Source organism: Cryobacterium sp. N19 (genome assembly GCF_002929595.1).
Lineage (GTDB): Bacteria > Actinomycetota > Actinomycetes > Actinomycetales > Microbacteriaceae > Cryobacterium > Cryobacterium flavum.
This window is the reverse complement of the sequence record NZ_PJJR01000047.1, coordinates 82352-93774: the sequence shown is the minus strand read 5'-3', so window position 1 is coordinate 93774 and position 11423 is coordinate 82352. Positions and strand designations below refer to the sequence as shown.

Annotated in this window: 13 protein-coding genes; 5 read left to right on the top strand and 8 right to left on the bottom strand. The window is 65.4% G+C overall.

Annotated features, from left to right (window positions below; all coding sequences use genetic code 11):
- Positions 1-135: 135 nt before the first annotated feature.
- Both CXY78_RS05860 and CXY78_RS05855 read right to left on the bottom strand, forming a co-directional pair.
- On the bottom strand, positions 136-324 hold the full coding sequence (locus CXY78_RS05860; protein WP_158253279.1) for an acyl-CoA carboxylase epsilon subunit: 189 nt from the start codon (positions 322-324) through the stop codon (positions 136-138).
- 47 nt (positions 325-371) lie between these two features.
- Positions 372-1976: an acyl-CoA carboxylase subunit beta gene (locus CXY78_RS05855; protein WP_092341610.1), complete on the bottom strand. Its 1605-nt coding sequence runs from the start codon at positions 1974-1976 to the stop codon at positions 372-374.
- A gap of 243 nt (positions 1977-2219) precedes the next feature.
- Between CXY78_RS05855 and CXY78_RS05850 the strand changes: the two genes are divergently transcribed.
- Together CXY78_RS05850 and CXY78_RS05845 are read left to right on the top strand one after the other, a co-directional pair.
- Positions 2220-3044: a biotin--[acetyl-CoA-carboxylase] ligase gene (locus tag CXY78_RS05850; RefSeq protein WP_104088547.1), complete on the top strand. Its 825-nt coding sequence runs from the start codon at positions 2220-2222 to the stop codon at positions 3042-3044.
- 8 nt (positions 3045-3052) lie between these two features.
- On the top strand, positions 3053-3628 hold the full coding sequence (locus CXY78_RS05845) for a PH domain-containing protein (protein ID WP_092341612.1): 576 nt from the start codon (positions 3053-3055) through the stop codon (positions 3626-3628).
- Here CXY78_RS05845 and CXY78_RS05840 read toward each other — a convergent pair.
- Positions 3605-4135, bottom strand: coding sequence for a GtrA family protein (locus CXY78_RS05840; protein WP_104088546.1), 531 nt, complete (start codon positions 4133-4135; stop codon positions 3605-3607). The genes CXY78_RS05845 and CXY78_RS05840 overlap by 24 nt on opposite strands.
- Positions 4136-4266: 131 nt before the next feature.
- Here CXY78_RS05840 and CXY78_RS05835 point away from each other — a divergent pair, with 131 nt between their 5' ends.
- The 3 genes from CXY78_RS05835 to CXY78_RS05825 all read left to right on the top strand — a co-directional run bounded on the left by CXY78_RS05835 (position 4267) and on the right by CXY78_RS05825 (position 7315).
- Entirely contained in the window at positions 4267-5403 is a 1137-nt protein-coding gene (locus CXY78_RS05835; protein WP_092341614.1) for a 5-(carboxyamino)imidazole ribonucleotide synthase, read from the top strand.
- An 83-nt stretch (positions 5404-5486) separates the two neighbouring features.
- On the top strand, positions 5487-5954 hold the full coding sequence (purE, locus tag CXY78_RS05830; RefSeq protein WP_092341640.1) for a 5-(carboxyamino)imidazole ribonucleotide mutase: 468 nt from the start codon (positions 5487-5489) through the stop codon (positions 5952-5954).
- Positions 5951-7315, top strand: a complete 1365-nt coding sequence (locus CXY78_RS05825) for an LCP family protein (RefSeq protein WP_233206102.1) — start codon at positions 5951-5953, stop codon at positions 7313-7315. Before purE ends, CXY78_RS05825 begins: the two co-directional genes overlap by 4 nt.
- Before the next feature lie 7 nt (positions 7316-7322).
- Here CXY78_RS05825 and CXY78_RS05820 read toward each other — a convergent pair whose 3' ends face one another.
- From CXY78_RS05820 to rfbD, 5 genes are all read right to left on the bottom strand, one after another.
- Complete coding sequence (locus CXY78_RS05820) at positions 7323-8591, bottom strand: HipA domain-containing protein (protein WP_104088543.1); 1269 nt, start codon at positions 8589-8591, stop codon at positions 7323-7325.
- Between the two features lie 3 nt (positions 8592-8594).
- Positions 8595-8855, bottom strand: a complete 261-nt coding sequence (locus CXY78_RS05815) for a helix-turn-helix domain-containing protein (protein ID WP_158253278.1) — start codon at positions 8853-8855, stop codon at positions 8595-8597.
- Between the two features lie 165 nt (positions 8856-9020).
- The gene (locus CXY78_RS05810) at positions 9021-9425 is read right to left on the bottom strand and encodes a GtrA family protein (RefSeq protein WP_104088540.1); all 405 of its coding nucleotides are present in this window, start codon (positions 9423-9425) and stop codon (positions 9021-9023) included.
- Positions 9426-9428: 3 nt separating this feature from the next.
- Positions 9429-10571: a glycosyltransferase family 1 protein gene (locus tag CXY78_RS05805; RefSeq protein WP_104088538.1), complete on the bottom strand. Its 1143-nt coding sequence runs from the start codon at positions 10569-10571 to the stop codon at positions 9429-9431.
- Positions 10568-11422: a dTDP-4-dehydrorhamnose reductase gene (gene rfbD, locus CXY78_RS05800; RefSeq protein WP_104088537.1), complete on the bottom strand. Its 855-nt coding sequence runs from the start codon at positions 11420-11422 to the stop codon at positions 10568-10570. The genes CXY78_RS05805 and rfbD overlap by 4 nt, the downstream gene beginning before the upstream one ends.
- Position 11423: the final 1 nt, after the last annotated feature.

Below are 11423 nucleotides of genomic sequence, written 5' to 3'. Positions count from 1 at the left end.
CAGACCGACCGGCAGTTGCGCCCCCGCATTTTGGGGACGGGGCCCAGGCCCCGTCCCGGGGCCCAGTTTATAACCTGGGCCTGTGGACGGGGCCTGGGCCCCGTCCACAGTAGACACGGGCGAGAGGCGGGGGAGTCAGCCGGTGAAGCCGCGCCAGCGACCGGCGCCGGGGTACACGGGCTTGCGAATGGCACGCTGGTTCTGCTGCCAGGCGCTCTGGCCCAGTTCCGGCGCGGCCCGACGCTCGTCGGACTCTTCCTGCAACAGACCACGGATGACGGCGCTCACCGCCGACACCTCGACATCACTCACACGCGTGGTCACGAAAACCAGCTCTGACGGGTCGAACTCTGAAGGCTTCGAAGATGGCATTAGAGCGGAATATTCCCGTGCTTCTTGGCAGGCAGGGTGGCCCGCTTGGTGCGTAGCGCGCGCAGCGCCTTGATGACCGATACCCGGGTTGCGGCCGGCTCAATGATGCCGTCGAGCTCCCCGCGCTCCGCAGCGAGAAACGGGCTCGCTACGTTGTAGGTGTACTCGTTGGCCAGGCGGGTGCGCACAGCGGCGACGTCTTCGCCGGCCTGCTCGGCCGCCTTGATCTCGGCGCGATAGAGAATGTTCACGGCTCCCTGGCCGCCCATGACGGCGATCTCCGCGGTCGGCCAGGCCAGGTTGGTGTCGGCTCCAAGCTGCTTGGAACCCATCACGATGTACGCGCCGCCGTAGGCCTTGCGCAGGATGACGGTGACCAGCGGCACGGTGGCCTCCGCGTAGGCGTAGAGCAGTTTCGCCCCGCGACGGATGATGCCGGTCCATTCCTGGTCGGTACCGGGCAGAAAGCCGGGCACGTCGACGAGGGTGAGAATCGGGATGGAGAATGCGTCGCAGAACCGCACAAAGCGGGAGGCCTTCTCGCCGGCCTCGATGTTCAGCGTGCCGGCCATGGCGTTGGGCTGGTTGGCCACGATGCCGATCGAGCGGCCCTCGACCCGGGCAAACCCCACGACGATGTTCGGAGCGTACAGCGGCTGCGTCTCGAGAAAGTCGCCGTTGTCGACGATGTGCTCGATGACCGTTTTCACGTCGTAGGGCTGGTTGGGCGAATCGGGGATGATCGTGTTGAGGCGACGGTCGGCATCCGTTGTTTCGAGCTCCACCTCGCTGTCGAACACGGGCAGCTCGGCCAGGTTGTTGTCGGGCAGGTAGCTGAGCAGGGCGCGGGCGAAGTCGAGCGCGTCAGGCTCGTCGCTGGCGAGGTAGTGCGAGACGCCGGAGATCTTGTTGTGGGTGAGGGCGCCGCCGAGCTCTTCCATGCCCACGTCTTCGCCGGTGACGGTCTTGATCACGTCGGGGCCGGTGACGAACATCTGGCTGGTCTTGTCGACCATGATCACGAAGTCGGTCAGCGCGGGGGAGTAGACCGCGCCACCGGCGGCCGGGCCGCAGATGATCGAGATCTGCGGAATGACACCGGATGCCGCCGTGTTGCGACGAAAGATCTCGCCGTACTTGCCGAGGGCGACGACGCCCTCCTGGATGCGCGCTCCGCCGGAGTCGAGAATGCCGATGATCGGTACCCCGGTCTTCAGGGCGAGGTCCATCACCTTGATGATCTTCTCGCCGGCGACCTCGCCGAGCGAGCCGCCGAAGATGGTGAAGTCCTGGGAGTACACGGCCACCTGGCGGCCGTGGATGGTGCCGGTTCCGGTGACGACGGCGTCGCCGTACGGCCGCTTCTTCTCCATGCCGAAGGCCACGGTGCGGTGCCGCACGAACTCGTCGAGTTCCACGAAGGACCCCTGGTCGAGCAGCAGGTCGACGCGCTCGCGGGCGGTCATCTTGCCCTTGGCGTGCTGCTTCGAGGTGGCGGTCGCCCCGCTGGCGGTCACGGCTTCGTGATAGCGCAGCTTGAGGTCGGCGAGTTTTCCCGCCGTCGTATACAGGTCCGGTGCCGCAGCGGGCGTCTTATCAGTCACCGTTTTACTCTACCGGCACCCCCCGGGCGCTTTCCGTTGACGATATTCCACAACTTTGCGGCGCAACACTGGTCGTTTCCCCCTCTGGCCAAGCATTTCAGCCCGCATCGTGGCTCAATCCGCGACCTCTACCGCCCTCCCCGTTCATAACTGCGGAGATCCTGGCCGAAATGGCAAGGAATAACACATTTGGGGTCAGATTCGGCAGAATTACCGCAGTTACGTTTGAAGGAGAGAGTAGCCATGGATTTTTCGCTCAGCCGCACCGAGGTCACCCGGTTCGAGTACCGGTCCGAGGCCGCCTCCACCAACGATGTGCTCAAAGAACTCGCCACAACGGATGCCGCCGCCTGGCCCGATTTCTCGGCCCTCGTCACCGACAACCAGACTCAGGGGCGTGGCCGGCTCGGTCGCGTCTGGCTGGCCCCGACCGGCAAAGCCCTGGCCATCTCGGTGCTGATCCGACCCCAGTTACCGCCGGCGACCCTCGGCTGGTTCCCGCTCCTGGCCGGCGCCGCCATGACCCGTGCCGTCAAAAACGTGGTGGAAAAAAGCATGAAGCCCGTCGAAGGCGTCAAAGAGGCCGAGGACCCCCGCCACGACGTGACCCTGAAATGGCCCAATGACGTGCTCATCGACGGCTACAAGGTGTGCGGAATCCTCTGCGAACTGCTGCCCGACGCCAGCGGCATCATCATCGGCGCCGGCCTCAACCTCTCGCTCGACGAGCACGACCTGCCCACCCTCACCTCCACCTCGCTGCTGCTGGTCACCCGCACCGCGCCCGAACCCGACGCGGTACTCGCCGCCTACCTGCACGAGCTCGCCACGCTGTACCAGGCCTTCCTGAAGGCCAACGGCGACGCCCAACACAGCGGACTGCATCAGCAAGTCGAAGAACTGTGTGGCACACTCGGCAGCGCAGTACGGGTGGAACTGCCCGGCGGCACCGACCTGGTCGGCACCGCCACCGGCATCGACGCCGAGGGAAGGCTGCGCGTCGTCAACCAGGTCGATGGCGAAGAACGGTCTGTCGCCGCCGGCGATGTCACCCACCTGAGGTATTAATAGAAGTAATGAAAGCCAAGAAGACAGAGCCCAACGAGACCGAACCCTCCGGCTACGCCCGCGAGAGCCGGCCCGAGAAGGTCGTTGCCCGCCTGCGCCCGCACGCCCGGGTGCTGGCCTGGCCCACCCTGCTCTTGTTCGCCCTGGCCGGCGGCACCGGCTACTTCTTCGGCAACCTGCCCGAGCCGTGGCAGAACGCCGCCCTGCTCGCCGGTGCCATCCTGCTGGCGCTGCTCGGCTGGCTGCTGCCGCTCGCCGCCTGGCTCACCAAGCGCTACACGATCACCACCCGCCGCATCATCTTTCGCCACGGGTTCTTCGTGCGCATCCGGCAAGAGCTGCTGCACAGCCGCGGCTACGACGTGAGTGTGCGGCAGAACTGGCTGCAGGCCGGGTTCCACTCGGGCACGGTGCTCATAAATTCGGGGCTGGAGCATCCGCTTGTGTTGAAAGACTTGCCCAACGTCGACCTCGTGCAGAGCACGCTGCACGACCTCATGGAGCAGGCCAGCACGGTCATGGGTTCCCGCCGGCAGGAGCAGTCGGCGCTCTCCGAAGAGTCAGCGTTCTGGGGTCGCCGCTAGCCGAATAGCCCCGGTGCGGGTACTGACCACGGCGATACCAACGGATGCCGACGCCCCGCTCCGACTCGGCGCGAACACCCAGTAGCGGTACAGCGCGAAGCGAAACACCGCGCCGAGAATGAGGCCAACGACGTTGCCCGAGATGTTGTCAGCGAGAACGCTGGTGTAGCCGAGCACGTAGTGGCTGAACCAGAGGCAGCCGATACCGATGCCCATGCCCACGAGGCTCACCGCGAGAAACTCCAGGCCCTCGCGAGCCGTGTGGTCCTGCCGGTTTTTGCTGAAGGTCCAGTAGCGGTTGCCTAGCCAGTTCACCAGAATGGCGAGCACGGTCGAGATGACCTTGGCGTAGATGGGGCCGGCGTGTACGTCGGCGGAATCCAGCACGGTGGTGCGCAGAAGGTTGAACACCGTGAAGTCCACCACGAAGCCCAGTGCACCGACGGCGCCGAACTTGAGGCCCTGACTCAGAAAGCTGAGCAGGCGCTGCTTCAGGGTGATCGACATGCGTCCGTCCGACGTTCGGTAAAGTGGCACTAGGAAAGCATTGAAGTCTCGCAGTCTACGGCGTGCTGAAATTGCCTGGCTGGGTATTCCCGTTCGTTTAGCTGAACGCTTGCATAGAAAATGGTGAACAAATGGCTTTAACCGTCGGTGTGATTGGCGCAGGCCAGCTGGCCCGCATGATGATCCCCGCGGCCGTGAACCTCGGCATCGAGCTCAAGGTTCTCGCTGAAGCCGATGGCATGTCCGCCGAACTCGCCGCGGTCCGCGTGGGCGACTACCGCGACCTGGCCACCGTGCTCGCCTTCGCCAAGACCGTCGACGTGATCACCTTCGATCACGAACACGTGCCGCAGGAGATTCTGCGCGAGCTCGTGCGCGAGGGCGTCAGGGTGCACCCCGGCCCCGACGCCCTGCTCTACGCGCAGGACAAGCTGCTCATGCGCGAGAAACTTGCCGAACTGGGCCTGCCCGTGCCGGACTGGGCCCGCATCACTGACGTGGCCGGCCTCGCCGACTTTTTGAAGGACCACGGCGGCCGCGCCGTCGTGAAGACCGCCCGCGGCGGCTACGACGGCAAGGGCGTGCGCGTGGTCAGTCACGAACACGACGTTGACGACTGGTTTCAGGCGCTCGCCGAAGACGGCAACGGCGGTGCCCTGCTGGTCGAAGAGCTCGTGCACTTCAGCCGCGAGCTCGCCCAGGTGGTCGCCCGCCGCCCCAGCGGCGAGATCGCCGTCTGGCCGGTCGTGGAGACCGTGCAGAAAGACGGCGTCTGCGCCGAGGTCATCGCGCCGGCCCCCCAGTCCATGGGGCGTCTCGCCGACGTCGCCACCGACATCGCCGTTGCCGTGGCCGAGGGCATCGGCGTCACCGGGGTGCTCGCCGTCGAGCTGTTCCAGACCACGGATGAGCGCCTCCTCATCAACGAGCTGGCGATGCGCCCGCACAATAGTGGTCACTGGTCGATCGAGGGTTCGACCACGAGCCAGTTCGAGCAGCACCTCCGCGCTGTGCTTGATCTGCCGCTGGGCGCAACCGGCGCCCGGGACCCGTGGACGGTGATGGTGAACATCTTTGGTGGACCCGCGTCAGGCTCGCTGGGTGATCGTTATGGGAGCGCTCTCGCGGAGCATCCGCTTGTAAAGGTGCACAACTACGGCAAGGCATCGAGGCCCGGCCGCAAGGTGGGCCACGTGACGGCGGGCGGCGACGATCTCGATGAAGTTGCCTATCAGGCGCGCGCCACTGCACAAATCTTTCAGGACTGAGCCATAGGATCATCTGCGTGCCAGATAACACCGAGACATCCACTGTGCCTACTGACGGCAGCAAGCCTATCGTCGGCCTGGTCATGGGCAGCGACTCCGACTTCACCGTCATGAGCGCTGCAGCTCAAACCCTGAAGGACTTCGGGGTCGCGCACGAGGTGCAGGTTGTCTCTGCACACCGCACCCCAGAACGGATGCTCGACTACGGCCGCACCGCGCAGGCCCGCGGCCTCAAGGTGATCATCGCCGGAGCCGGGGGAGCCGCGCACCTGCCCGGCATGCTCGCCGCCATGACCACGCTGCCCGTGGTGGGCGTGCCCGTTCCTCTCGGGCTGCTCGACGGCCTCGACTCGCTGCTGTCGATCGTGCAGATGCCGGCCGGCGTTCCGGTGGCTACCGTATCGATCGGCGGAGCGAAGAACGCCGCGCTGATCGCGATCAAGATTCTGGCCACGAGCGACGACGCGCTGCGCGTGAAGCTCGAAGACTATTCGGTACAGCTCGCAGATCTGGTTGAGCAGAAGAACCGGGACCTCCAAGAGCGATTATGAGTAGTGTTTCCGACCCGATCCGGCACCCGAATTCCGGCTCCGCACGCATTATGACGACGCGTGCGTGGTGGCTTGTCGTACTCAATTTCGTTCTGCCCGGTTCGGCGCAGGTGCTGGCCGGCAACCGTCGGCTCGGCCGGTTCGGCCTTGGTGCCACCCTCACCCTGGTGGCCGTGGCCATCATCGCCGGCGCCGTCTATCTGTTCTGGCCCGAAGTGCTGCTCACGGTGTTCACGAGCACGATCGGCCTCTGGGTCGCCGCCGCAGTGCTCGCGTTCTACGCGGTCACCTGGCTCGTGCTCACCGTCAACACCCTCAGCCTGATCAACCTGATCAAGGCGGCGCCCGGTGCCCGCCCGCTCATCGCGGCGTTCTCCGCCGCGCTCATGGTTATCGTCTGCGGCACAGCCGGCTACGGCGCCTTCGTCGCCACCTCGGCCAGCGGCTTTCTCTCCTCCGTCTTCGTCGCGGGCCCGAGCCAACCGCCGGTCGACGGCCGTTACAACATTCTGCTGCTCGGCGGCGATGCCGGTGCCGACCGGATGGGCCTCCGCCCCGACAGCATCTCAGTGGTCAGTATCGACGCCACAACCGGCCAGGCCACGACCATCAGCCTGCCGCGCAACCTCGAGAACGCGCCGTTCTCGGCCGGATCCTCCCTCGGCGCCCTCTACCCCGAGGGCTATGGCTCGATCGACGGATGCGACGTCTCGGCCTGCATGCTCAACTCCATCTTCACCGAGGCCGAGTTGAAACGCCCGGAATACTACCCCAACGCCACGGCCGAGGGCAGCTCCCCGGGAATTCAGGCCACGCTCGAGGCCGCACAGGGCATCACCGGACTCACCATCCAATACTTCGTGCTCATTGACATGCAGGGCTTCTCCGACCTCATCGACGCCCTCGGCGGCGTCGACATCGACGTGAAGAACCGGGTTCCGGTGCACACCGACGAGACCTTCACCAAGGTGCTGTTCTGGTTTGAGCCCGGCATGCAGCACATGGATGGCTACCACGCCCTCTGGTTTGCCCGCTCCCGCCACGGCACGAGTGACTACGACCGCATGCAGCGCCAGACGCAGATGCAGGAGGCCCTGCTCGCGCAGGCCAGCCCGGCGAACGTGCTCGCCAAATTCCAGGGAGTGGCCGCCGCCGGCACGCGCGTCGTCAAGACCGACGTGCCGCAGGGCATGCTCGGCTACTTCGTGAACCTCGCCTCGAAAACCAAGGAACTGCCGGTCATCTCGGTGCCCCTGATTCCCGAGAACGGTGTCGACCCCGAGAACCCCGACTACGCCGCCATCCAGGCCATGATCGCCGCGGCGCTGGCCCCCGCGCCCACCGCCACACCCACCCCGTAGCCCTTCGTTACCAACCGCGTTCGCGCGCAAGTGTGAAGATCGATTTTGACACCGTCGTCGCGAATCCCTGTTCCTCCGAGCCACCACTGACGTTCCCGGCGGCATCCGCGAATGCGCCGGCAACATTGCCGCGTATGTAGCGAACACGCTCTTCAGCGTAATCTGCAGGGATCTGCAGTTTCGCGGCCACCGCGAGAAAGTCCTGGAGCCCGATGGCGTCCATGCGATACTCGTCACCGACCTTCATGGCCGAGCGAAGCGCACCAGTCGCCGGATACGGCGCATGCGTACCGAGGTCATAAAGCGGGGCGAGCACAGCGCGGTCGCCACGCAAGAGAATCGAAATGTTCTTTGCATGCGCGTCGGTGCAAGCGGCCGAAACGTTGAACACGAGGGAATCAAAGAACCGCTTCTGGCCTGCCTCCCGATTGTTTAAGGGCAATCGGCCGAGCAATTGAGCGATGGTGCCAACGCCCGGGCCGCCGTCCTGCTGATACTTGAGGTCTGGTGGAACGCTTAGAGCCTGGCAGAGGGCTTCCTGATGTAGCCGTGCCCATCGTCCGTCGAATTGTCGTCGGTCGTATCGGCGGGAGACAAAGACGCGATCGTCCTGCTCCGTCGTCGTGAGCTCGTGGTCGGCGACGTTGAGCCCCAGAAGCCGGGCCGCGCGCATCGTCACATACTCGTTCACGTCGTGATTGGAATACGGCGCGATGGCCGGTTTTAGTATGTGCGTGGTCGGCGTGGAATCGTTGGGCACGCCCCACCCGCCATCATCGAATCGGAATAGGGCAACCTTGGGCTGCGCGCCAGGCAAACTCCACCGCGCGTCGTCGCCGCGCTGTCCCCAGGTATCGGAGTGCTGAACGATGTCGTTGATGAGGCTACTGAATTCAGCATCGGAAAGTCGTTCGACGCCTCCCTGTCGAGTAGCGGCATCGGTCGAGGTCTCATCGGGCGGCAGAATTTGTGCGGCTCCCGCGGCATCCGGGCCGACGTGGGCCAGCAGCCCGAAAGCGTTTCGAGCGGATGTTTGATACGTTGCAGCTAGCTCAGCAAGCTTGGTCGGGCTGTCGGTCAAAAGGCCCTGCAGGAAGGCCGTGACGACCCGCGATGGGTGCTCGCGCCTTGCCAGCGGCATGGAAAGCGATAAGGGCGTCGACCGACTATCCAACCGGTATCGTTCGTCGTAGGCGAAGGTGGTGTTGCCCTGTTTGGTTTGGGCGAGCGTGCCGACGCGCTCGCCGTCGAGGTGTACGTAGAGTTCGGTGTTCACCGGTCATCGCCCCAGATCGGCAAAGACATCGTCAAGCACATTGTGCGGGTCCGGGGCTCGATCGCTGACATTCAGGGCGAGCTGCAGCACCTGAAGCACGTCAAAAACGCGAAAAAGTGATACGCCCACCTTCGCGGATTCAAAGTTGACGAGCCATTCCCGAGAGACTTTTGCGCGGTCGGCTACTTGCTGTTGGGTAAGTCCCAAGGCCTCGCGTTTCGCGCGCGCCAGCGCACCAAGATCTTGTGCGGAACGTGTATACACTTTAGCCTCCAAGGTGGATGATCGTCCACAGTTTCCATTATGGATGATCATCCACAATCCAGCAAGTGCATGATCGTGCACATACTCTCCGGAACAGCAACCCACATCGCGAAGCGGCCACCGACGAGTAGGTCACCCGTCGGCGATCGGCGGCTAACCCTCGCTTCACTCACCATCGCGGCGAAAGGAGAACTTCTTGTGCCCGAAGAAGCTCAGCAACGTCGTGACCAGGAGAATGAACAGCTGGGCGAGCAGCGGCGGCACCAGCACGACTTCAACCAGCAGCGGCAGCGCGGCCGCATTGATGCCGATCGCCACCAGGTACACGCTCACGAATCGGGCGAAATCCCGAAGCACGTGCCCGTGCACCACGAAAACGAACCGTCGGTACAACACGAACGCCAGGGTGATGCCGACCACGTAGGAGAGCGCGAGGCTGATCAGGTAGCCGAGGTAGACATCCGCGAACACCCAGAGGGTGAAAAAAGAGAAGACCAGGTACCCGACCGCCGTGTTCGTGGCGCCGACCGTGAGAAACCGCACGCGCTGGTCTCGCAGAAGCCTCCGCATGGGCTACAGGTCCGCGTGTAGCTGCCAGACCCGTTCGGCCGAGTCGCGCCAGCTGAAGGCCCGCGAGCGGTCGCCGCCGAAGATGGTCATGCGGTTGCGCAGCACGCTGTCGCCGAGCACTCGGTTGATCGCATCCACGAGTCGGGCCGGGTATTCCTTGGGGTCTGACCGCTCGACCGCGACGCCGGCATCGCCGGCCGCTTCGAGCAGTGCCGGGGCGTCGGAGTGCACCACCGGGGTCCCCAGGTGGAAGGCCTCGATGATCGGCAGTGCGAAGCCTTCTTCCAAGCTCGGATACACGAAGACGCTCGCCCGGGCAATCACCACGGCCAGATCGGAGTCGCTCAGGCCCGACAGTGCGCGCACGCGCCCCGGTGCGAGCCCGGCCTCGTCGGCGACCGACGCGAGGTCGAGTTCGCCCCAGGTGTCCGGTCCGAGCACGATCAGCGGTAGGTCCGGCGCGCCCGGTAGCCCGAGCGCTGTGATCAGCGCGGTCACGGCCTTGCGCGGGTCGAGCGACCCGGAGGTCAGGATGTACTGTGACGGCAGCTCCAGCGCCTGCAGGCGCTCTTCCACCAGGGGAATGGCCGGCAACACGAGCCCGCGCCCGACGGCGCCGCCGATCACGCGCACCCGGTCGCCCAGGTCCATGATCTCGGTCAGCTGCCTGGCCACGGCGTGGCTCGGCACGACGATTGCGTCCGCGTGCTTGCGGGCGCGCTTGAGCATGCCCTTGGTCCAGGCCACGGTCGTCGGGGTCAGCGACGACGGATGCGTCCACGCCAGCACGTCGTGCAGCGTAACTGCAATCTGGGTGCCGTCGTCGGCACGGTTGTGGCGGCGCAGCGGCGCAAGCAGTCCCGGCGCGTGAATCAGGCCGGTGCCCGACGCTGCGGTCACGCCGAGCGCCCAGGCCGTGGCCAGCTCGCGGCGGGCCAGCGTCGTCTTGTGCAGGTTGGCCAGGCCGGGCAGGGCGGCCTCAATGAGTTCATACTGTGCGGGTGGCGACGACGAAACGATGCCCTCAACGTCGCACTCGGCCGGCGCGGTGGCAATCAGTGCACGCGTGAGTTCCTCGGTGTAACGCCCGACGCCGCCCGGAACCGGGGCGACCATCTGGTCGACGACTACCCGCAGAGTGATCATGCTGTCTCGAAAACCCCCGCGGCAAAGGCCTCGGCCTGGGCGTCCTGCCAGCTGCGCATTGGCGCGAGCCCCGCGGCGGCCCAACCGGCGTGACCGAGCACCGAGTAGGCCGGCCGGGGTGCGGGCAGCACGAAGGCTGAGCTGTCGGTCGGCAGCACGCGCTCGGGGTCGAGTCCGGCCAGGGCGAACACGGCGCGGGCCTGGTCGAACTTCGAGGCGACCCCGGAGTTCGTGCCGTGGTACATGCCGGCGGGCGCATCAGAGTCGAGCAGCAGCACGATCTGCGCGGCAAGATCCACCGTCCACGTGGGCTGGCCCACCTGGTCGGTGACAACGCTCAACGTGTCGCGCGTGCCAGCGGCCTTGAGCATGGTCTTGGCGAAGTTCGGGCCGTTCTTGCCGTACAGCCAGGCGGTGCGCACGATGTAGCTGCGCGAGCCGTTTTCCACCTGCACGAAATCCTCGCCGGCCGCCTTGCTGCGGCCATATGCAGAGATTGGGCTGTGCGGAGTGTTCTCGGCGTAGGGCGTGGTCGCGCTGCCGTCGAAGACGTAGTCCGTTGAGATCTGCACGAGCTTGGCTTGCAGAGCGGATGCCGCCACCGCCAGATTGTACGGCCCCACCGCGTTCACGGCGTAGGCCTCGTCTTCATGCATTTCGGCGTCGTCGACCTTGGTGTACGCGGCGCAGTTGATGATGACGTCGTGCCCGGCAACGGCGGCCTTCACCGCGTCGAGATCAGTCACGTCGAGGTCGCTGCGGCCGAGGGCTGTCACGTCGCGTCCGGCGAGAGCCGTCTGCAGGTCACGGCCCAGCATGCCGGTGGCGCCGGTGATGAGATAACGGGTCATG

Coding starts and splice junctions, on each gene's coding strand:
- CXY78_RS05840 (WP_104088546.1), bottom strand. CDS start 4,135: ATGTCGATCACCCTGAAGCAGCGCCTGCTCAGCTTTCTGAGTCAGGGC.
- CXY78_RS05805 (WP_104088538.1), bottom strand. CDS start 10,571: ATGATCACTCTGCGGGTAGTCGTCGACCAGATGGTCGCCCCGGTTCCG.
- CXY78_RS05850 (WP_104088547.1), top strand. CDS start 2,220: ATGGATTTTTCGCTCAGCCGCACCGAGGTCACCCGGTTCGAGTACCGG.
- rfbD (WP_104088537.1), bottom strand. CDS start 11,422: ATGACCCGTTATCTCATCACCGGCGCCACCGGCATGCTGGGCCGTGAC.
- purE (WP_092341640.1), top strand. CDS start 5,487: ATGGGCAGCGACTCCGACTTCACCGTCATGAGCGCTGCAGCTCAAACC.
- CXY78_RS05810 (WP_104088540.1), bottom strand. CDS start 9,425: ATGCGGAGGCTTCTGCGAGACCAGCGCGTGCGGTTTCTCACGGTCGGC.
- CXY78_RS05825 (WP_233206102.1), top strand. CDS start 5,951: ATGAGTAGTGTTTCCGACCCGATCCGGCACCCGAATTCCGGCTCCGCA.
- CXY78_RS05845 (WP_092341612.1), top strand. CDS start 3,053: ATGAAAGCCAAGAAGACAGAGCCCAACGAGACCGAACCCTCCGGCTAC.
- CXY78_RS05835 (WP_092341614.1), top strand. CDS start 4,267: ATGGCTTTAACCGTCGGTGTGATTGGCGCAGGCCAGCTGGCCCGCATG.